We start from the raw sequence: 19,645 nt of genomic DNA on the forward strand, positions 1-19,645 counted from the left end.
TTGGGATGAATTGTTGGCCTATTTGTTTCGGGCGACGGTCTGCGTAGCAGCCGAGGGTGCGCTCGCCGGCTTCTTTTTGCCGTCAGCGGTGACGAAGTGAATGCCGGCCGTGGTGCCATCGATCCAGACCAACTCGCAGCGCCGATAGGCGAGCCCGGTCGACGACAGCAGCATGAAGAATTCCTTGGCCTGCAGCACGTCCAGCGTGCCCTCGACCTCGACCTTTGCGCCTGTCTGCGACACGTCGAGCAGAACGCAGCTGCGCCGCCATGTGCCGTCAGAGCCCATCAGATTGACGGCCTGCCTGTGGTCCATCCGCACGCGCGCCGCCTTGCGGCCGTCGAACTTCATCGGCTACCCCCCGTTTTTGCGCCGCGATCTCGCCGACCGCTCTCCTTGACGCTTGCGGCGATTTCCCCCCAACGCACCGTCCACTGACTGGTCGACAGAAGCAGCGTCTCGAAAACGTGTTGTGCGCGTTCGCGCTCGGTAAAGGAAAGCCTGGTGCCGCTGCGGTTGCTCAGGATGGCAAGCGTGGTCTGCCAGTTCAGCCGCGACGCCCGGCAGGCCATCACCAGGCCTTCGCAATCGCCGTCGGTCATGACGTGCTCGACGATCTCGATGGGGGTCCCCGAAAGCACCGACAAGGCGGTGAACAAATTGGCGGTCTCGCCGCGGATCGCGAAGCGGTTCACCGCAGAATCGTTGAGCTTGCCGATGCGGTTGAGCGCGACGATCTCCGGCCGTGCGCTTGCATAGGCGGCCGCGCTAGGCAGCTTGGGCACGATCGGCGCTGCCGCTCGAGGACACGAGACGGTGGAAGCCTTTGGCTCCGCGCGAGCGTCGGGGGCCGGCGAGGCCGGCAGCAATTTCCGCAGGACCGGATCTGGCGTGCCTGGTCTGAGCGCCAGGGCCTTCGTGAGTTCGTCATCGCTTGCGCACGTTTCAACGAGCGCGACGTAGGCGGCATCGGAGAACCGCGCCCCTGCGTTGCTGATCAGCGCAAGGTGAACGGCGCGGCCGCCGCGCTTGATGAGCGTCTCGGTCAATCGGGGTTCGATGCGCGCTCGGACAGCGATCGCGAGTTGCTGCGGTTCGCCGCTCGAAATCGCGATTGTTTCGAGATCGGACGTGGAGAGCGCCTGCGATTTGAGCAGAACGGGGCAGGCCACGCCGGGATCGTCGTGTAAGGCAAGACGTTGCAGGGTCTTCGGCGGAGCCACTTTGAGCTCGGCAAGCGCCGCGCCGAGTTGAATCAATGCGCTGGCCTCGACCCGCTCCGTCAATCGAAGCAGGACGCCGTCGACCACACTGGCCAGCAATTCCTGAGGCCGGTCGCGGCTGCCGGTGAGCAGCTGCAAAATGCCTTCGAGGATGCGAGCGCAGCGGTCCAGCGGGCAAGTTGCGACCGCATCCTCCAACTCGACCAAAATATCAGCAGGCGAATTTGCCATCATGGCAGGAGCCTGAAATAAAATAGCTATACGATTTAACGAGCTTTATTGGGCCTCAAAGATGTTAATTTTTAATTTTGAGAATTAAATCCCAGGGTATTATACACCGCGGCATTTCGGGAAATGCTATCGAAAATCGGCAAGGCTCGACGTCCCGGCTTGTCCTTTCACTTGGACCCTTCCCAATTGATCAGGACACGTTAGGATTGATTCTTCAGGTCCGACGAGAAACCAAAAAGGGGAAGCGGATCGGCACCGTTGCCGGATGCGCGTCGATTGCGACACCGGGTTTCGTATTTTCATGAACAGCATTGATGACGTGCCCAGGCTGGCACTCAAGACATTTCGTTTTTCAGACGTCGACGAATTTCGAAGCGCCATACGCGGGCTGAATTTCGAGTTCACGCCTTTCGTACGGAAGATTTCGTCTGAGCAGACAATTCTGTCGTTGCCCGGGTGCGACGTGAATTTGACGTGCGCGTTTCCCCGGGTCGTTGATGCACAGCTCGTCGGGAATTGCACGGCGATCGGCTTCACGATGGACGACCTCAACGTCCCCATTCGCTTCAATGGCTCGCAACGTGCGCGCCCGGCCGTGGTCATTGGCAGCGGCGGCGCGGCCTACACCGTCATCGAGGAGGTGCAGCGGCAAATCGCCTCAGTGGTTTTCAGCCCGGAGGTGAGGGACCGCGGCTGGCCCAGAGCTTCCCAGACCTTCAAGATTTTCGAAACGAGTGCCGCTGGCCTGGACCGGCTGCGCCGTGTGGTGCGTGAGGTGCTGGCCGCGGCCTCAGAGCCCGTCGAGGCGTCAGATCTCCCGGTCAAGGCAAGGGCAATGAAGGAATCCCTGCTCGCGGCCGTCGACCACGTGTTGGGAGATGTCGTTTCGGTCCGCTGGACGCTGCGCCCCAATGACGAGCGGAACTTCAGGATGTTCCGGGATATCAGTGCGCTACTGTCCGATGACCTCTCGCAGCCGATCTACAGCGAGGAGATTGCCCGCAAGCTCGGACTGTCCGTCCGCACCATGCACGACGTCATCCGCCGCTATCGCGGCATGAGCCTGCACCGTTACTTGCGCCTGCGCCGGCTGTGGCTGGTGCGCCGACGGCTGCTCGCCGGCGCCGACAGCGTCAAGGCGGTGGCGCTTGCGTTCGGCTTCTGGCATCTCAGCGATTTCTCCCGAAGTTACCGCGACCAGTTCGGCGAGACGCCGTCGCAAACGCTGGAGCGCGGACGCGGGCGATAGTTGACGGATCGAGTAGGGCCGGACGCCGGCTTTTGTGCTACCATCCGGCCATGAGCAATCACATCCTCGTCCTCTACGGTTCGTACCGTTCCGACCGCATGGGCATCCGCCTTGCGAATTTCGTCATCAATCGGCTGAGCGCGCGGGGCGACGATGTCACCTTGATCGACGCCAAGGCGATCGGCCTGCCGATGCTCGACCGCATGTACAAGGAGTATCCGAAGGGTTCGGCACCTGAAGCGCTTGAGATTCTGGCGGGACAGATCCGCGGCGCCGACGGCTTCGTCTTCGTCACCGGCGAATACAATTGGGGCATCCAGCCCGGCCTGAAGAATCTCACCGACCATTTCCTCGAAGAGTGGTTCTGGCGTCCGGCCGCGATCGTGAGCTATTCCGCCGGCCGTTTTTCCGGCGCGCGCGCCGCGACCGCCTGGCACGGCACGCTGTCGGAGATGGGCATGGTGGTGGTGTCGAGCACCATCGGCGTCGGCCCGATCGCGCAGACATTGTCGGCCGAGGGCGAGCCGATCGGCGACGGCGGCAAGGCCCTGGAGCGCGCGTTCCCGCGCTTTGCCGACGATCTCGCCTGGTGGATCGAGGCGGCGAAGGCGCAGCGGGCGCGCAAGGCGCCGCCTTATTGAACTTGTCTACGCCGCCCTGACTTCGCCGAGGAAGCGGTCGAACTGGCCGGCGAGATCGCGCGACTGGGTCGAGAGCTGCTCGGCGGCGCCGAGCACTTCCCTTGCGGCCGCGCCGGTATCGTCGGCGGCCCGCTGCACGCCTGCGATGTTGGTGTTCACCTCCTGGGTGCCGCGGGCGGCCTCCTGGACGCTGCGGGCAATCTCCTTGGTCGCCGAGCCCTGCTCCTCGATCGCTGCGGCGATCGCGGTGCCGATCTGGTCGATCTCGCCGATAACGTCGGCCACGTTGCGGATCGCGGCCACGGTCTCGTCGCTCGCGGTCTGGATCGCCGTGATCTGCTCGGAGATTTCGGTGGTGGCCTTGGCGGTCTGGCCCGCCAGCGATTTCACCTCGGAGGCGACCACGGCAAAGCCGCGGCCGGCCTCACCGGCGCGGGCGGCCTCGATGGTCGCGTTCAGCGCGAGCAGATTGGTCTGCTCGGCAATGCTCTGGATCAGCGTGACGACGTCGCCGATCTTCTGCGCGCCCTCGGCGAGGGTGCGTGCGGTGTCGCCGGTGCGGCGGGCGTTCTCGACGGCGCGGGCCGCGATCTCGGTGGATTGAGCGACCTGACGACCAATCTCGGAGATCGAGGAGGTCAGCTCCTCGGTGGCGCTGGCGACGGTCTGCACGTTGGTCGAGGTCTGCTCCGAGGCTGTGGCGACGACCGCGGCCTGGCTGTTGGTCTGGGCCGCCGTCGAAGTCATCGACTGGGCCGTGCTTTCCATGGTCGAGGAGGCCCGGGACAGGCCGCCGACGAGCTCGGTGACCTTGGCCTCGAACGCGCGGGTGAGTTCGTCGAGCGCCTGGGCGCGGCGCATCTTGCCGTCGTTCTCGGCCTGCTTCTCGGCCGCGAGCCGGTCGGCCCGGATCATGTTGTCCTTGAAGACCTGGACGGCGGCAGCCATCGCCCCGATCTCGTCGGAGCGCTCGGCGCCCGGGATGCTGTCCGCAACCTCGCCCTCGGCAAGCCGCGACATCCGGCTCGTCAGGCCGACGATCGGCGCGCAGACGCGGCGGCGAACCATCACGATGAGGCCGACGCTCGCGACGAGCACGGCGGCAAGGCCTGCAAGCGCGATGGTGAAGCTGGTGCGCGCGGCCGAGGAGGCGCCGGCGAGGATCTGCTCGGCATTGTCATAGAACGCGTCGCGGACCTCGATGATGGTGCCGAGGCCGCGCTGCGTGGCGGCGTAATAGGTGTCCATATCGTGTTCGTACTTGCCGCTGACGGCGCCGTCCTTGACGAGCTTGAGCTCGCGGCCGAATTCCTCGACATAGATCGAATTGAACTTTTCCAGTGCGGTGGCGACGTTCGCCGGCGTTGCCGGATTGCCGCGCAATTCCAGAAGGGCCATCACGAGTTGGTCGTTGCGGCCCTGCGAGCGGCCGATGTCAGCCTTCTCGGCATCGGTCGCCGGCTTCTTGCCGCCGACGAGGTTCTTGTGCAGGCTCGAGTTGAAGCCGCCGACGTCGCGCAGCGTCATGGCGGTATTGGCGTAGCTGGCCTGCCGGTAGGCGTCGCCGTTCAGGATCGCCATGCGGCGGACCTGCTCGTTCAGCAGCGCGGTCACGCCGCTGTTGAGCACGGCATTGTCTGCGACGATCTTCTTGGCTGCGTCCTTGCGGGCCTCCGCCGGCCCGGTGAGCGCCTTGTCGATGGCCTCGCGCAAGGCGGTGAATTTCGCATTGATGCCATCGATGTTGCTGCCGACGCTGTTGCCGTCGTCGAACGAGCCGGGCAGCTCCTTGCGCAGCACGTTCATCCTGTCGCGGGCGCCGTCGGTCTGCTTGCGCAGCTTGTTCTGTTCGGCGAGCAGTGCAGGGTCGATCGTGGCGGGGCCGTAGAGGATGTTGGTGGAGAAGCCGCGCTCGGGGTTGAGATAGCGCGGGATGTCGCTGGCTGCGCGGACGATCGCCAGGCGGCCTTGCGCCTCGCCGATCCGCTCCATCGTCTGGTACTTGGTCACGGCGACGTAGACGGCGAGGCCGCCGCCCACGGTCGAGAGTGAGACGATGGCGATGGTCAGCAGCGTTCCGATTTTCATGATCTGTCCGGCAATTGGCGCGGGGAGAAAGATATTCTCCGGAAAATAGACAGACCGTATTAATCGCGGGTTTACGCTGGTGGATGCCGCGGGTGCGCGCCTGGCTTAGCGACCGAGGGTGGCAAGGATTTCCAGCGTCGCGGCGTCGCGTTCGCCTGCGAAATAGCGGGCGAGCGCCTCGCCGAAGACGGGCTCATCGGAGACCGCGCCGAACAGCGTCATCGACGAGCGGAATTTGGAATCGTCTGGCGCGCCGAGGATCGCGTTGATGCTCCGGCCCTGAACCGCGAGCACCAGCCCGGTGCATTCGATCAGGCGCGCCCCGAGCACGGGATGGGCGAGATAGGCCTTGGCCTCCGCGGGGGAGCCGATGGCGTAGCGCTGCGACATGGCGCTGAAGCCGAGGCCGGCGATCTGAGGGAAGACGAACCACATCCAGTGAGTCTGCTTCCGGCCCCGGGCCAGCTCCGCCTGGACGGCGCGAAAAACCGGGTTCTGGGCCGTTACGAAGCGCTCTAGATCGAAAGGATCGGTCATTGGATACCTTAGGAGGGCTTGCCGGCCGCGATTATGCCTAACTTTTGGCTCCCAATGTGGTAGCTGGTATAGAGTCTCCGGGCGGGGGTTGGGCCCCCCGGGGGTCGATTTGGGGATCTGATGGTTTCCGACGCAGCACATGCCGAGAGGCTGTTGTCGCGCCGCCGTGTCGGGCGAGCCGAGAGAGTTCTGCTGTCTCTGGCCGCCGTCGCGATGGCGCTTGGCGCCGCCGCCTGGGTCACTGACATCGGGAATTCGAATTTTGGCAATTCGACCCCGCTAATCACTGCTGCGCTGCCGCCGGCCAATGCCCCTTCTTTCGAGGACCGTTTCGCGTCGGCGTCCGGCAACCCGCCCGCCCGCGAGCTCGGCCTGCGGACGATGGAGCGTTCCGCCCTGAGTGCGGTCCAGCTCAAGCTCCGCGACGCCAAGGCGATGCTCGCCCAGAAGCTCCAGGGCGACGATTGGCGCACGACCCTGACCGATGATGACCGGCACGTGGTCGACGAGACGAGGCCCTCGCAGCGTGCCGACGCCATCCCGATGCCGCGCTCGCGCCCGACCCAGGCGGACTTCTCCGCCCAGATCGCCTCCAGCCAGGCCTATGCGGAGACCAACCCCAAGGTCGACAACCGCAACTTCTTCGAAAAATTCACCGACAAGATCAGGCTCGCCTCGCTGACACCCAGCGACGGCCTGTTCGGCAAGGCGCCAGATCTGGCCGCTCTCGGCTACGATTCGCGTACGGCGGTCTATGACATCAAGGCCAAGGCACTTTACCTGCCGAGCGGCGTCGCGCTGGAAGCCCATTCCGGCATGGGCGCGCTGATGGACGACCCCAATCATGTCGACCAGCGCATGGTCGGCGCGACCCCGCCCGCAACCTACGACCTGAAGCCGCGCGAGAAGCTGTTCCACGGTGTCCGCGCGCTGCGCCTGACGCCCACCGATGGCACCAGCGCGCTCGGCCGCGTCGGCCTTCTCACCCACAATTACATGCTCGGGCCGCGCGGCGATTCCAACGGCTGCGTCTCGATCAAGGACTATGATCGCTTCCTCAAGGCTTACGACAATGGCGAGTTCAACCGCCTGGTCGTGGTGCCGAGTCTGAGCGGATCTGCGACTGCCTCGCAGCGCGCCAGCACCGACTCCTGATATTCGCCTGCTGCGGCGGGGCTGCCGTTTCCCCTTCGTTAAGCCGTCATCGTCCAGAAGCAGCCCATGAGTGATCCATCAAGTTCCGAGACCCCGCTGCGTACGACGTTCAAGATCAAGCTGAACGGCGACACGTTGGCGATCGCGACCGTCGGTCAGGCCTATCAATTCCTGACCAACTTCAAGTCGGTCGAATGGATGGAATTCCGCTCCCTGCACGAGGACGCCGTCGAGGCTCTGGAAGGCGCAGCCGGTAACGCGATGCTGGCGGTGCAGGCAACCAACGCCGTGCGCGCGCTGTTCGTCAGCGCCAAGCTGCTCTGAAGCCCTTCAGCTCATAGTCTCGTAGCTCGGATGGAGCGCAGCGTAGTCCGGGACCCCTGTCGCTTGTGGCACGATTCCTGGATTTCGCTCCGCTCCATCCAGGCTACAGGGCCATCTCCTCGCGCATCTTGAACTCCGCTACGGGAACGGGCAAACGGTCCGCGAAGATCGCCGCCGCAAGCCATATGTTTGAAATTTAGTTCAGGGAGAGACCCCATCATGAAACGCCGTACATTTCTGCAGGGCGGCGCGGTCGCCGGCGCGACGTCGCTGGTTGCAGCACCTGCGATCGCGCAGAGCGCGCCCGAGATCAAATGGCGCCTGACGTCGAGCTTCCCGAAGTCGCTCGACACCATCTACGGCACGGCGCAGACCTTCGCGAAATACGTCGCTGAGGCCACCGACAACAAATTCCAGATCCAGACCTTCGGCGCCGGCGAGATCGTTCCGGGCCTGCAGGCGCTCGATGCCGTCAGCACCGCATCGGTGGAGATGGCGCAGACCCCGCTCTATTTCTACATCGGCAAGGAGCCGGCGCTGGCCTACGCCACCGGCGCGCCGTTCGGCATGAATCACCGCCATCAGGAATCGTGGTGGCACTTCGGCGGCGGCGCCGATCTCACCAACGGGGCGCTGAAACCGTTCAAGGCGCACGCCATCCTCTGCGGCAATTCGGGCACCCAGATGGGCGGCTGGTTCCGCAAGGAGATCAAGACCGTCGACGACCTCAAGGGCCTCAAATTCCGCATCGCGGGCATGGGCGGCCACGTGCTTGCCAAGCTCGGCGTCGTGCCGCAGCAGATCGCAGGCGGCGACATCTATCCGGCGCTGGAGAAGGGCACGATCGACGCGGTCGAATTCGTCGGCCCCTATGACGACGAGAAGCTCGGCTTCCAGAAGGTCGCCAAGTACTATTACTTCCCGGGCTGGTGGGAAGGCGGCGCGATGCTGCACATGATCGTCAACGACGAGAAATGGGCGTCGCTGCCCAAGCAGTACCAGGCGATCGTCAACCAGGCCGGCGCGGCGGCTGGCGCATGGATGCTCGAGAAATACGACAGCGTGAATCCGGCGGCGCTGAAGCGGCTGATCGCCAACGGCGCGGAGCTGAGGGCGTTCCCGCAACCGGTGCTGGAGGCCTGTTACAACGCCACCCAGGAGCATCTGAGCGAGCTCGCCGCCAAGAGCGACCTGTTCAAGCGGACCAAGGAAAGCCACGACGCGTATATGAAGGAGCTGCTGTTCTATACGCAGATCGCGGAGAACTTCTACGACAACTATCTGCTCAGCAAGATGCGCAACAAGAGCTGATTGTGAGGAGGGCGCGGTGCCGCGATCGCGCCGCGCTCTCGTAGGGTGGGCAAAGGCGCACTTGCGCCGTGCCCACGTTCTTTCTGCCGCTTGCAATGGTGGGCACGCTTCGCTTTGCCCACCCTACGGGACCTGAGCAAGCGGTCCTACGCCGCCCCAAGCCCCAGCTTCGCGTAGATCCGCCTTGCATAGGCGCCGAACGCATCGGTCGTCTTGAGCGGCAAGTCGCGCGGGAAGGGCAGGTCGATCGGGAAATAGTCGGCCATCTTCGCAGGTCCCGCCGTCAGCACCGCGCAGTGCGACGACAGGAACACGGCTTCCTGGATCGAATGCGTGACGAAGATGATGGTCTTGCCGCTCTCCCGCCAAATCCGCAGCATCTCCAGATTCATCTGCTCGCGCGTCAGCGCGTCCAGCGCGCCGAACGGCTCGTCCATCAGGATCAGCTTTGGGTCGTGAATGAAGGCGCGTGCGATCGCGGTGCGTTGCTGCATGCCGCCGGAGAGCTGCTGCGGATATTTCTGCTCGAAGCCGACGAGTCCGACCAGGTTGAGCAGGTCGCGCGCCCGCTCGCGTGCCGCCTTCATTGGCAGGCCGACGATCTCGGCCGGCAGCAGCACATTGTCCAGGATCGTCCGCCATTTCAGCAGCAAGGCCTGCTGGAACACCATGCCGATGTCGCGGGTCGGATCGAACGGGCTGTTGGCGTTGCCGATCTTCACCGTGCCGCCGTCGGCACCGTGCAGGCCGGCCAGGATCTTCATCACCGTGGTCTTGCCGCAGCCGGACGGGCCGACCAGCGAGACCAGCTCGCCTTCCTGCACGTCCATGGTGACGTCGGAAACCGCCAGGAATTCGGCGCCGCCGCTGCGATAGACCTTGCGGACGCCCTGCAGGCTGATGAAGGGGGCAGGGCTCATGCCAGCCACTTGTCCCGATTGGCGGCGACGAAGGCATCGTCGCTGAGGTCGGCGTGCGCGCGATAGACGCGGTCGATCTCCTCTTTCTGACCGGGGCTGAGGCCCTCGTTCGGATCGAGGCACCACAGGCCTTTCATCAGGCCCTGGCGCCGCAGCACTTCGTGGCAGCCGGCGATGCAGCCGTGGAAATTGTTGGCGACGTCGAAGAAGGCGCTGTTGCAGTCGGTGACGCGGGCATCGAGTGCCAGCAGGTCGGCCGGCACGCTGTCCTTGTGCCGCGCCGCCTTGCAGCGCTCGAACTGCTTGATTGCACTGGCCGTCCACACCGACCAATGGCCGAGCAGACCGCCCTTGAAGTAGGTGCGCGTGGTGACGCCGTTGTCGCGCAGATCGAACGGCAGCATCAGATCGAGCAGGATGTGGTCGTCATTGCCGGTGTAGAGCGCGACGCGGTCGAGCGCGCCGGCGGCCGCGACGCCGCGCAGGACGTCGAGGGTACGATAGCGGTTGAACGGCGCGATCTTGATCGCGATGACATTGTCGATCGAGGCGAAGCGCTGCCAGAACCGGGCGGAGAGGATGACGCCGCCGACGGCCGGTTGAAGATAGAAGCCGACCAGCGGGATCTCGGCGGCGACCGCCGTGCAGTGCGCGATGATCTCGTCCTCGGAGGCGCTCTTCATCGCGGCGAGGCTGAGCAGGCCGGCATGATAGCCGATGTCGCGCGCGGTACGGGCTTCGGTGACCGCCTGGTTTGTCGGACCCGCGAGGCCTGCGACCATCGCCAGCGGTCGCTTGGTCCAGCTCGCCGCGGTCTCGGCGGCGAGCTCGAGCACCGGACGGTCGAGACCGACGTCGCGGATCGCGAACTGCGTCGTGTGCACGCCGACGGCAAGGCCGCCAGAGCCGGCGTCGATGTAATAGCGCGTCAGCGCACGCTGATGCGCCTTGTCGAGCTGGCGCGCAGCGGTGAGCGCGAGCGGATGCGCCGGTATCACGGTGCCCTCAGTGATCAGGTTGCGGATGTCGCTGTTGATCTGGCTGTGATGCATGATGTCCTATCCGAATTCAGGGCCGGCGACGGCGAATGGCATTTCCTCGCCCGTGACGGTGGCGGGGCCGAACCGCATGCGCTGGAACGGCCGCTCGATGGTCCAGCTGGAGGCGGTCAAGCCTTCCAGGAACGCTGCTTGCGACGCGACGGCGTCGAGCAGGAGCGGGCTGGTCTCGGAACGCACGATCGCGTCAACGAGCGCCAGAGCTGCCGCGGCATTGTCGGCCAACAACGGGCCGATATGGCGGGCGGTCCGGCCGTCGCGAACCAGTGCGATGGCGCCGTTCGCACCGACGATGCGCGAGCCGGAACGCTGTGCGAAGGCGGAGAGGAGGGCGGTCCGGTCGAAACCGGTGGCCCGCCGGTCCCGTATACGAAGCGCATCGAGCGTCGCGGATGACGATGGCGGCGCTTCGGCCCGCGCAGGCTTCATCAGCTTCAGGCGGCGCAATTGCAGGGTCGGAGTAAACCCCAGCGGTCCGTAAACGGCGGCGCCGTCCGGCGTGGCATCGAGCCAGCTGGTCAGGCCGTTCTGACGCGCCGTCTCCAGGCAGGCGTCGACGAGACGGGTGGCAAGGCCACGGCGGCGATGCGTGCCTGATACCAGCACCATGCTGATCCAGGCGTTGTTGCCGGAATAGGGCAGCAGTGCTGCGGTTGCGACCAGCCGCATGCCGTCGCGAATGCCGAACACGACGCCGTCGCGCAGGAAGATGCGCCAATCCTCGTCGGTCTGGTTCCAGTGCGCTTCCGTCGACAACGCCAGCCCCGCGATCGCGTCGTCGACGCCGAGCTGGACGATGTGCGGGGCGTCAGTAACGGCCATCGCGCACCTCGTACTTGGTGGGCTTGCCGAGGCTCGGCATGGCGCGCGAGACCCAATCGGCGGTCCAGGCGATCAACTGCTCGGTGTCGACGACCGGAAGGCCGAACAGGTCAACCGCCCTTGATGTGTCGGTCAGCCAAGCTGTCGGCTCTTCCTTGCCGGTCAGCACCGGCGCGCGGCCGAACCTTGCGCCGAAACTTTGGGCGAGATCGCGCACCGCCAGAATCTCGTGGCCGCTGACATTGATCGGCGAGGTCGGTGTCGTGCAATGAGCGAGGCAGCGCAGCGCCTGCGCCGAGGCATCGCCCTGCCAGATGAAATTGACATGACCGAGGCTGACGTCGATCGGCGTGCCCGTGAGCACCTTCGTCGCGATGTCGTGCAGCACGCCATAGCGCATGTCGATTGCGTAATTGAGACGGAACAGCCGGCCCGGCGTCGCGAATTTGTGCGAGAAATACTCAAACATCCGCTCGCGGCCGACACAGGATTGCGCGTATTCGCCGGGCGGGTTCGGCGCCATGTCCTCGGTCGAGCCTTTGCCGTCGACGGGGACGAAGGGATAGATGCAGCCGGTCGAGAACGCCACGATGCGCGAGGACGGGAAGGCCTGTGCCACCAGCGCCGGCACATGCGCGTTCATCGCCCAGGTCAGCGACAGATCGCCCTCGGCGCCGAACTTGCGGCCGGCCATGAAGACGATGTTGGGCGCCTTCGGCAGCGCCGCAATTGCCTTCTCGTCCATCAGGTCGCAATTGATGGTTTCGACGCCGCGCGCGTGCAGCCAGTCCTTCACGCCGGCGTCGCTGAAGCGGGCCACGCCGATGATCCGGCGATCGGGCGCGGCGGCCTTGGCGAGCCCGGCCAGCGTCGGGCCCATCTTGCCGCCGACGCCGAGGATCATGATGTCGCCCTCGACCTTGGCGAGGTCGTCGATCAGCGCTTGCGTCGGACGGCACAGCAACTCGTCGAGGGCTGCGATATCGGGGATGGTCTTCGGCAGCGTCTGGCGGGTGAGCAGCATGGATTTGTCCCTTGGTTCTGCCGTTGTCAGGTTTGCCTTGCGTCACCGACCACGAACATGCGTTCGAGGATCAGGACGAGGCCGTAGAGAGCGACCCCGAGCAGCGTCAGCAGCACGACGGCCATCACCATCGCGGGCGTGTCGAGCGCCGACTGCACCTGGATCATGAGGTAGCCGAGCCCGCGCTCGGAGGCGATGAACTCGCCGACGATGGCGCCGGCAACCGCCAGGATGGCGCCGACCTTCATGCCTGAGAACACGTAAGGCAGCGACCCCGGCAGCTGGATCTTGCGGAACAGCGTCCAGCGCGAGCCGCGCAGGGATTTGACGAGATCGAGCAGGTCCGGCTCGACCTCGCGCAGGCCCCGCGCGGTGGTGAGCAGGATCGGAAAGAAGCAGATGCTGAAGGCGATCAGGATGTTCGGGATGATGCCGTAGGAGAACCAGACGATGAAGAGCGGGCCGAGCGCGACCTTCGGGATCATGTTCAGCGTCACGAACAGCGGCAGCAGCACGAGGCTGAGCAGCGGCGCCCAGCTGAAGATCACGGCCAGCGCGACGCCGACGAAGGCGCCGAGCGCGAAGCCGCCGAGGATCTCGACCGCTGTCACAAGCGTATTGGCGCCCCAGGCGTAGCTCGCGGTTCCCAGCGTCTGCACCGTCGCCAGCGGGGAGGGCAGGATGAATTTCGGCACGTGAAAGGCATCGACCGCGACCTGCCAGAGCACGAGCACGCCGAGGTGCACGATCAGGATGATCGCAAAGCTGCGCGAGGCGCGTGCGCTGTCTCCTGCCACCGATTGCTCCCTGTTGGCGCGGCGGCGATGCCGCAGGTCGCAAGCCTAGCCGCCTTCCGGGGAAGTTTCAACCAGTTGGTTGATTAGGGTCGGAGCGACTGCAGCACCAAATCGGCGACATGGCGGCGGCGGGCGCGCCGTGCAGTGCGGCTCGACAGGTCCTTGCCGAAGATCGCCGACAGCGTCGGCGTGTTGGAGAAGAAGAAATAGCTGAGGCCCGCAATGGAGATATAGAGCTGGACGGGGTCGACGCCCTTGCGGAACACGCCCGCGCGCACCCCCTCGTTGAGAATGTGGGAGACGCTCTTCACCAGCGGGGAGTGCATCGCTTCCAGCCGCGTCGAGCCGCGGACGTGGCGGGCGCCGCCGCGGTTCTCGTCGTTCAAAAGCACGATGAAATCAGGGTGTGCGGCCAGATGGTCGAACGAAGCCTCGATCAGCTTGCGGATCGCTTTCTCCGGCGGCAGGCCTTCGAGATTGAGCTTGCGCTCCTGCTCGCGGATGTCCTCATAGACCCATTCGAGTACGGCGAGGTAAAGCGCGTCCTTGTCTCCGAAATAGTGGTAGACGAGCTGCTTGTTGACGCCGGCGCGCTCGGCGATCTCGTCGACGCGGGCGCCCGCAAAGCCGTGCCGGGCAAATTCCAGGCGCGCCGCGGTCAGCAGCTTGTTGCGGGTGGCGACGGGGTCGCGGCGCTGCGGCACGGTGTCGCCAGATCGTTTTGCGGGCATTTCCAACCAAACAGTTGACAAGTTGAGGGCGGGCTTGTTGCATTGGTATCCTCACAAGGGGAGAGCGACAAGCCGGGTCGCGGCAACGAGGAGAGATGCGATGAAGCGTTTGCAGGCGGCGGGCTCGGCCCTGGTCTTGACCCTGATGCTCGGTGCAGCCGCGGCGCCCGCGCATGCGGGCGAAGCGGTCAATCTGATCCTGAACTGGACGCCGACGGCCGATCACGCGCCGTATTATTATGCCAAGGCGCAAGGCTGGTACGAGAAGGCGGGCATCGACCTCACGATCGAGACCGGCAAGGGCTCGGGCGTTTCCGCCGCCAAGGTCGGCTCCGGCGGCTCGCCCTTCGGCGTCGCCGATCTCGCCACCATGCTGGTGGCCAAGAGCAAGGGCGCCGACACGGTCGCGGTGATGAGCGTCTATGCCAATACCGGGCAAACCTTCTACTGGCTGAAGAGCTACGGCGTGAACGGCGTCAAGGACTTTGCCGGCCACAAGATCGGCAATCCGCCCGGCGATGCCTCGCGCGTGATGTGGCCGGCGTTTGCCAAGGCCGCCGGGCTTGCGCCCGATGCCGTCGGCTTCGTCAATGTCGGGCCGACCGCGAAGATCGCGGCATTGAAGAGCCACACCGTCGACATCATCAGCGACTTCTACAACGAGCACGATCTGAAGGTGATCGAGTTCGGCCAGGACCTCGGCTACGTCAACTGGAAGGACATCGGGCTCAACCCTTACGGCAATTCGCTGATCGTCAACGGCGCCTACTTGCAGAAGAATCCGAAGGTCGTCGAAGAGTTCGTGCGCGTCACGCAGAAGGCCTTTGCGGCCTGCGTTGCCGACGTCGCGCCGTGCCTGAAAGCGCTGCTCGACCAGGTCTCCGGTCTCGACCAGGCGAACCAGGAGCGCCAGTGGGAGCGCATCAAGTTCCTGATGACCGACGAGTTCACCACCACCAAGGGTCTCGGCTGGATCGACGGCGAGCGGATGAAGAAGGACTACGAGCTGGTCCAGACCTATCTCGGCATGGAGAAGCCTTTCGACGTCTCGACGGCGTTCACGACGAAGATGCTGGATCCGAGCATCAAGATGGATGCGAGCAAGGTGAAGAAGTAGGGGGCGGGCTCATCGTCGGTCCTCGTGATTGCGAGCAGCTCTGCGTCCCGTCACCCTGAGGCGGCCGCTTCTTCAGCGGCCCTCGAAGGGCGACGGCCCGGCTGCATCAGGGGGGCCGTTCATACTTCGAGGCTCCCGGCGCGATGCTTGAGCATCGCGCCACTCGCGCCTCAGGATGACGGGATCCAGAGCGCCGACCAGCCAGCTAACCACCCCGACGTAACCCCACGGAGAAATTAACCGGCCATTAACCATATCCGCCGCATCGTTAACCATTCAATAACAGGGAACGAGTCGGCCGATATGGAGGCTGCAGTCAAACCTCAACGCCAAATGGTGCGCCTGCGCGGGCGCTCTTATGTGGCCTTCGTGTTTACGCCGACGGTTCCGGTGCAGGACTGGCTGCACGAGATCGATGCCACCATTGCGCGCTCGCCGGGCTTCTTTGCCGGCCGGCCCGTGGTGATCGACCTGTCCTCGGTCGATCTCAGCCAGTCCGGGATCGGCCATTTGCTCACGAGCCTTCAGGACCGCAACATCCGCGTGCTCGGCATCGAGGGTGTTGAGGAGGCGAGGCTGACCCCGATGATGCCGCCGCTGCTCTCAGGCGGGCGCAGCTGCGTGATCGAGCCGAACGCGCCGAAGAAGGCCGAGACGAAGTCCGAGGCCAAGCCGACATCGCTGCTGCTGGAGAACCCAATTCGATCGGGCCAGACCGTGATCTTTCCCGAAGGCGACGTCACCATCCTCGGCTCGGTCGGCTCGGGTGCCGAAGTCGTCGCCGGCGGTTCCATCCACGTCTATGGCGCGCTACGCGGCCGCGCCATGGCGGGCGTGAACGGTCGCACGAGCGCGCGCATCTATTGCCAGAAGATCGAAGCCGAACTGCTTGCAATCGATGGGTTTTATCAGACCGCCGACGATATCGACGAGGCCCTGCGCGGCAAGCCGGCCCAGGCCTGGCTGCAGGGCAACACCATGCGAATTACCGCGCTGAACTGACCAGAAGGAGATTTCAGAAATGGCAAAGGTACTGGTCGTGACATCAGGCAAGGGGGGCGTCGGCAAGACCACGACGACCGCCGCGCTGGGGGCCGCGTTGGCGCAACGCGGCGACAAGGTCGTCGTCGTCGACTTCGACGTCGGCCTGCGCAACCTCGACCTCGTGATGGGCGCCGAACGCCGCGTCGTGTTCGACCTCATCAACGTGGTGCAGGGCGTTGCAAAGCTGCCGCAGGCGCTGATCAAGGACAAGCGGCTGGAAAACCTCTGGCTGCTCCCAGCCTCGCAAACCCGCGATAAGGATGCGCTGACGGAAGAGGGCGTCGGCAAGGTCATCGACGATCTGCGCAGCCGTTTCGACTGGGTGATCTGCGACAGCCCCGCCGGCATCGAGCGCGGCGCCTCCATGGCGATGCGCTTTGCCGACGAGGCCGTGATCGTCACCAATCCGGAAGTCTCTTCGGTGCGCGATTCCGACCGCATCATCGGCATGCTCGATTCCAAGACGGTGCGGGCCGAGAAGGGCGAGCGCGTCGAGAAGCACATTCTCATCACCCGCTACGATCCCTCCCGCGCCGCGCGCGGCGAGATGCTGACCATCGACGACATCCTGGAAATCCTCGCAACGCCCTTGCTCGGCATCATCCCCGAGAGCCAGGACGTTTTGAAGGCCTCCAATGTCGGCACACCGGTGACGCTGTCGAACGCGGACGGCGCACCGGCGCGGGCCTATATCGACGCGGCGCGCCGGCTGTGCGGCGACACCGTGCCGATGCAGGTTCCGACTGAGCGCAAGCGTTTTATGGATCGTCTGCTGCGACGGAGGGCTGCATGAGCATGGGTCTGCTTCGGCTTCTCCGCGGCAAAAAGGCCTCTGCACCCGTCGCTCGCGAGCGGCTGCAGATCCTGCTTGCCCATGAACGCGGAATGCGTGGCCAACCCGATCTGCTCGGGGTGCTGCGTGAGGAAATTCTCGCCGTCGTGTCCAAGCATGTCACGCTTGACCCGACCAAGGTCATCGTCCGGCTCGAGCGTGGCGACGACGTATCGACCCTGGAGGTCGATATCGAGGTGCCCAACGACTTCGATCGCAAGAAAGCGGCGGTCGCATAGGGGACGCGGCCGACGAACTCCAGCTTTGGGGTGGGTGAGAAGGCGGTCCGCTGGGCATAGCGGGCCGCCTTTGTTTTGGGACCATAGGGACGGTGCGGAACGAGGTCCCGCCCTCAATCGTTGTGAACGACCGCGGGAGCGATGCGGCCTGCGGTCTGGTCAGACGGGAGAGCGCCCATGATGTCCGAGGTCCAGGTCCACACCGTCGCGCGGCAGATGCTCGAACGGCATGGTTTTGCTGCGATTGCGAAGGCCGCTGAGCAGGCCCAGGCCTGCGAGGGCCGCGGCGAGGCCGATGAGGCCAAGGAATGGCGTCACATCGCCGACGCCATGAGGATCATCCGCGGGCCGGCCCACAGCTGATCGCTGGACCGGAATCACTTCAGCGTTCCTCTCGATCCGGCCCCCGTGACGGGGATCGATGCTGCGTCTGCGGCTGGCCGCGCTCGCCCGCCTCCCTGCAGGGGAGCTGTTCCCACGATCCGTCCGGCGCCTGCTGATAGGCGCTGCACGAGGACGACGAGGTCGATTTGTCCTCGCCCTTTTGGGCGTCGGAATTCTTTGCCTGTGCCGGGGCGGCCAGCGTTGCGCTCATCGCGAGCAAGCCGGCGACCATGAGATGCGTCATCCGCATTGGGCTTCTCCTGTGCGAAAGGAGCCCGCATGCTGGCGAGGAATGTGACGATTATTGGCCGAAACGAGGGTTCCGCCGCGGTGTGCTTAACGCCGCGACAGCCGGCTTGCTAGCCGCCCTTGGCCCGGATCAGGCCGGCGAGGTTGGTCTTCTGGGCCTCGCACCAGTTGGGCATGCCGAGGCGGCGCTGGTTGAGATCGGTCGCCTGGGTCGCGACCGCGACCTCGGCCATCAGATCGTCGTCCTGCTTCTCGCCCATCTTGCCGCCGGTATGCATCCAGGCAATCGCCTTGCGCACCTTCTCGGCGGTGCCGTCAGGCAGCTTCATCTGCTGCGCCTTCTGCACGAGATCCTGGTAGACGACGTCCGTGCCCGGACATTCGACCTTGGTGGCAAAGGCCTGCAGGACCAGGGTCACATAGGTCGAGCGTAGATGGTCCTCGGCCTGGGCCGGAGCGGCGATCAGCAACAGGCCAGCCATCAGGAAACCGTAGCGCATCCTTGGTATCTCCTCCATTTTTTTGGGAGGCTAGCGTCCGCCGGGCTGCTCCGCAATGGTATCGGGGCGAATTTGTCGCGCCCCGGCGCGGTGCGCTATCGTGGCCCGCATCCCGGCCTCGGAGAGGGACATGAGCCTGTTCAGCACGCCATTCGATCCTGCCAGTGACACAGCGCTCGTCACCGGCGCGGGCAACGGCATCGGGCGCGCCATCGCGCAGGCCCTGGTCGGCGAGGGCGTCCGGACCGTGTTCGCCGACATCAGCGCGGAGCGGGTGAGCGCCGCGATCGGCGCGAGCAAGAGGCCCGAGCTGGCGGTGCCCTGGGTCGGCGATCTCGCCGAATTGGATGCGTGCGACGCGCTGCTTGCCGCCGCGGACGCAGCGTTGGGCGGGATCACGCATTTCGTCCACAGCGCTTCGCCGCCGCGGCGGGAGGCCGATCATGCGCTCGCGGTCGATCGCAGGATCTGGCAGCAGATGCATGCCGTCAATCTCGATGCCGGCTTTCACCTGGCGCGCGAACTCGCAAAGCGGCTGATCGCGGCGAAGCGGCCGGGCTCGTTCCTGTTCCTCACCTCGCTGCATGCGGGCACGCCGCGCAACCTGCCGCATTATTCGACGGCGAAGGCGGCGATCGCGATGCTGGTGAAGGAGTTGGCCAAGACGTTCGGCCGCCACGACATCCGCGTCAATGCGCTGGTGCCCGGCGCGATCGCCGCCGGCGGGTTCGTTGCGGACCCCGCGCTGGCGCGGCACATTCCGCTCGGGCGTCTCGGCGAGGCCAATGACCTTGCGCCGATGGCGCTCACCGTATTGTCGAACAAGCTCTCCGCTTACGTCACCGGCGCAGCCTTCGTCGTCGACGGAGGATTGTCGCTGACGAACTGGTTCGAACCGCCCGCGCTTGACGAGTAGTCAGCGGCGCCAGGCCGGCACGGGATCGAGCGGCGTGCGGTAAAGCTCGTTGTCGTCGCGATCGGTGACGCGCACCGCGCAACCCTTCTGCTGCAGCTCCGGCTTCACCTGCGACAGCTCGGTGGCGAGCTGGTCGGCACGATCGGAGGCAACCTCGATGTCTTCGAGGATGATTCCGCCCTGGTTCCTGAACTCTCCACCAACCACAAGATCGAAAGAGTAGTACGGCATCCGAATTCCCCGGTGTGACGAG

The 19,645-nt window shown here is 65.1% G+C and carries 24 protein-coding genes; 11 read left to right on the top strand and 13 right to left on the bottom strand.

Annotated elements, in window-relative coordinates:
- Positions 1 to 18: 18 nt before the first annotated feature.
- Positions 19 to 351, bottom strand: a complete 333-nt coding sequence (locus tag A3AS_RS0139430; protein ID WP_018322926.1) for a PilZ domain-containing protein — start codon at positions 349 to 351, stop codon at positions 19 to 21.
- Positions 348 to 1,457, bottom strand: a complete 1,110-nt coding sequence (locus A3AS_RS0139435) for a DUF2336 domain-containing protein (protein ID WP_018322927.1) — start codon at positions 1,455 to 1,457, stop codon at positions 348 to 350. Before A3AS_RS0139435 ends, A3AS_RS0139430 begins: the two co-directional genes overlap by 4 nt.
- Positions 1,458 to 1,755: 298 nt before the next feature.
- On the opposite strand from A3AS_RS0139435, the gene A3AS_RS0139440 reads away from it, so the two are divergent.
- Together A3AS_RS0139440 and A3AS_RS0139445 are read left to right on the top strand one after the other, a co-directional pair.
- Positions 1,756 to 2,703 carry an AraC family transcriptional regulator gene (locus A3AS_RS0139440; protein WP_026202845.1) on the top strand — a complete coding sequence of 316 codons (948 nt, stop codon included), beginning with the start codon at positions 1,756 to 1,758 and terminating at the stop codon, positions 2,701 to 2,703.
- A gap of 50 nt (positions 2,704 to 2,753) precedes the next feature.
- A complete protein-coding gene (locus tag A3AS_RS0139445) occupies positions 2,754 to 3,344 on the top strand; it encodes an NADPH-dependent FMN reductase (protein WP_018322929.1) in 591 nt (196 codons plus the stop codon).
- Positions 3,345 to 3,350: 6 nt separating this feature from the next.
- On the opposite strand, the gene A3AS_RS0139450 is transcribed toward A3AS_RS0139445, so the two are convergent.
- Together A3AS_RS0139450 and A3AS_RS0139455 are read right to left on the bottom strand one after the other, a co-directional pair.
- Positions 3,351 to 5,432 (bottom strand): methyl-accepting chemotaxis protein, encoded by a 2,082-nt coding sequence (locus A3AS_RS0139450; RefSeq protein ID WP_018322930.1) that lies wholly within the window; start codon positions 5,430 to 5,432, stop codon positions 3,351 to 3,353.
- Between the two features lie 105 nt (positions 5,433 to 5,537).
- Positions 5,538 to 5,969, bottom strand: a complete 432-nt coding sequence (locus A3AS_RS0139455) for a DUF1810 domain-containing protein (protein WP_018322931.1) — start codon at positions 5,967 to 5,969, stop codon at positions 5,538 to 5,540.
- Positions 5,970 to 6,158: 189 nt separating this feature from the next.
- Here A3AS_RS0139455 and A3AS_RS0139460 point away from each other — a divergent pair, with 189 nt between their 5' ends.
- The 3 genes from A3AS_RS0139460 to A3AS_RS0139470 all read left to right on the top strand — a co-directional run bounded on the left by A3AS_RS0139460 (position 6,159) and on the right by A3AS_RS0139470 (position 8,759).
- Positions 6,159 to 7,124: a DUF2778 domain-containing protein gene (locus A3AS_RS0139460; protein ID WP_026202846.1), complete on the top strand. Its 966-nt coding sequence runs from the start codon at positions 6,159 to 6,161 to the stop codon at positions 7,122 to 7,124.
- A gap of 66 nt (positions 7,125 to 7,190) precedes the next feature.
- Positions 7,191 to 7,448 carry a hypothetical protein gene (locus A3AS_RS0139465; RefSeq protein WP_018322933.1) on the top strand — a complete coding sequence of 86 codons (258 nt, stop codon included), beginning with the start codon at positions 7,191 to 7,193 and terminating at the stop codon, positions 7,446 to 7,448.
- Positions 7,449 to 7,667: 219 nt separating this feature from the next.
- On the top strand, positions 7,668 to 8,759 hold the full coding sequence (locus tag A3AS_RS0139470) for a TRAP transporter substrate-binding protein (RefSeq protein WP_018322934.1): 1,092 nt from the start codon (positions 7,668 to 7,670) through the stop codon (positions 8,757 to 8,759).
- Between the two features lie 146 nt (positions 8,760 to 8,905).
- Here A3AS_RS0139470 and A3AS_RS0139475 read toward each other — a convergent pair whose 3' ends face one another.
- The 6 genes from A3AS_RS0139475 to A3AS_RS0139500 all read right to left on the bottom strand — a co-directional run bounded on the left by A3AS_RS0139475 (position 8,906) and on the right by A3AS_RS0139500 (position 14,111).
- The gene (locus A3AS_RS0139475) at positions 8,906 to 9,679 is read right to left on the bottom strand and encodes an ATP-binding cassette domain-containing protein (RefSeq protein WP_020508821.1); all 774 of its coding nucleotides are present in this window, start codon (positions 9,677 to 9,679) and stop codon (positions 8,906 to 8,908) included.
- On the bottom strand, positions 9,676 to 10,731 hold the full coding sequence (locus tag A3AS_RS0139480) for a dihydrodipicolinate synthase family protein (protein WP_018322936.1): 1,056 nt from the start codon (positions 10,729 to 10,731) through the stop codon (positions 9,676 to 9,678). The genes A3AS_RS0139475 and A3AS_RS0139480 overlap by 4 nt, the downstream gene beginning before the upstream one ends.
- Before the next feature lie 6 nt (positions 10,732 to 10,737).
- Positions 10,738 to 11,559, bottom strand: a complete 822-nt coding sequence (locus A3AS_RS0139485; RefSeq protein WP_018322937.1) for a GNAT family N-acetyltransferase — start codon at positions 11,557 to 11,559, stop codon at positions 10,738 to 10,740.
- The gene (locus A3AS_RS0139490) at positions 11,546 to 12,583 is read right to left on the bottom strand and encodes an NAD(P)-dependent oxidoreductase (RefSeq protein ID WP_018322938.1); all 1,038 of its coding nucleotides are present in this window, start codon (positions 12,581 to 12,583) and stop codon (positions 11,546 to 11,548) included. Before A3AS_RS0139490 ends, A3AS_RS0139485 begins: the two co-directional genes overlap by 14 nt.
- A gap of 26 nt (positions 12,584 to 12,609) precedes the next feature.
- Positions 12,610 to 13,380: an ABC transporter permease gene (locus tag A3AS_RS0139495; RefSeq protein ID WP_018322939.1), complete on the bottom strand. Its 771-nt coding sequence runs from the start codon at positions 13,378 to 13,380 to the stop codon at positions 12,610 to 12,612.
- Between the two features lie 83 nt (positions 13,381 to 13,463).
- Positions 13,464 to 14,111 carry a TetR/AcrR family transcriptional regulator gene (locus A3AS_RS0139500; protein ID WP_018322940.1) on the bottom strand — a complete coding sequence of 216 codons (648 nt, stop codon included), beginning with the start codon at positions 14,109 to 14,111 and terminating at the stop codon, positions 13,464 to 13,466.
- Positions 14,112 to 14,211: 100 nt separating this feature from the next.
- Between A3AS_RS0139500 and A3AS_RS0139505 the strand changes: the two genes are divergently transcribed.
- The 5 genes from A3AS_RS0139505 to A3AS_RS0139525 all read left to right on the top strand — a co-directional run bounded on the left by A3AS_RS0139505 (position 14,212) and on the right by A3AS_RS0139525 (position 17,706).
- Complete coding sequence (locus A3AS_RS0139505) at positions 14,212 to 15,228, top strand: ABC transporter substrate-binding protein (protein WP_018322941.1); 1,017 nt, start codon at positions 14,212 to 14,214, stop codon at positions 15,226 to 15,228.
- A gap of 303 nt (positions 15,229 to 15,531) precedes the next feature.
- Complete coding sequence (gene minC / locus A3AS_RS0139510; RefSeq protein ID WP_018322942.1) at positions 15,532 to 16,230, top strand: septum site-determining protein MinC; 699 nt, start codon at positions 15,532 to 15,534, stop codon at positions 16,228 to 16,230.
- A gap of 19 nt (positions 16,231 to 16,249) precedes the next feature.
- The gene (minD, locus tag A3AS_RS0139515) at positions 16,250 to 17,065 is read left to right on the top strand and encodes a septum site-determining protein MinD (protein ID WP_018322943.1); all 816 of its coding nucleotides are present in this window, start codon (positions 16,250 to 16,252) and stop codon (positions 17,063 to 17,065) included.
- The gene (gene minE, locus A3AS_RS0139520; protein ID WP_018322944.1) at positions 17,062 to 17,343 is read left to right on the top strand and encodes a cell division topological specificity factor MinE; all 282 of its coding nucleotides are present in this window, start codon (positions 17,062 to 17,064) and stop codon (positions 17,341 to 17,343) included. Before minD ends, minE begins: the two co-directional genes overlap by 4 nt.
- 177 nt (positions 17,344 to 17,520) lie before the next feature.
- Entirely contained in the window at positions 17,521 to 17,706 is a 186-nt protein-coding gene (locus A3AS_RS0139525; RefSeq protein WP_018322945.1) for a hypothetical protein, read from the top strand.
- Between the two features lie 19 nt (positions 17,707 to 17,725).
- Here the strand turns inward: A3AS_RS0139525 and A3AS_RS0139530 are convergent, their stop codons facing one another.
- A complete protein-coding gene (locus A3AS_RS0139530) occupies positions 17,726 to 17,977 on the bottom strand; it encodes a hypothetical protein (protein WP_018322946.1) in 252 nt (83 codons plus the stop codon).
- A 109-nt stretch (positions 17,978 to 18,086) separates the two neighbouring features.
- The gene (locus A3AS_RS0139535) at positions 18,087 to 18,476 is read right to left on the bottom strand and encodes a hypothetical protein (RefSeq protein WP_026202847.1); all 390 of its coding nucleotides are present in this window, start codon (positions 18,474 to 18,476) and stop codon (positions 18,087 to 18,089) included.
- A 130-nt stretch (positions 18,477 to 18,606) separates the two neighbouring features.
- Here A3AS_RS0139535 and A3AS_RS0139540 point away from each other — a divergent pair, with 130 nt between their 5' ends.
- Complete coding sequence (locus tag A3AS_RS0139540; protein WP_018322948.1) at positions 18,607 to 19,392, top strand: SDR family NAD(P)-dependent oxidoreductase; 786 nt, start codon at positions 18,607 to 18,609, stop codon at positions 19,390 to 19,392.
- Here the strand turns inward: A3AS_RS0139540 and A3AS_RS0139545 are convergent, their stop codons facing one another.
- Positions 19,393 to 19,623, bottom strand: coding sequence for a hypothetical protein (locus tag A3AS_RS0139545; RefSeq protein ID WP_018322949.1), 231 nt, complete (start codon positions 19,621 to 19,623; stop codon positions 19,393 to 19,395).
- Between the last annotated feature and the right edge of the window lie 22 nt (positions 19,624 to 19,645).

It is taken from the genome of Bradyrhizobium sp. WSM2793 (genome assembly GCF_000379585.1).
In the GTDB taxonomy this organism is placed as follows: domain Bacteria; phylum Pseudomonadota; class Alphaproteobacteria; order Rhizobiales; family Xanthobacteraceae; genus Bradyrhizobium.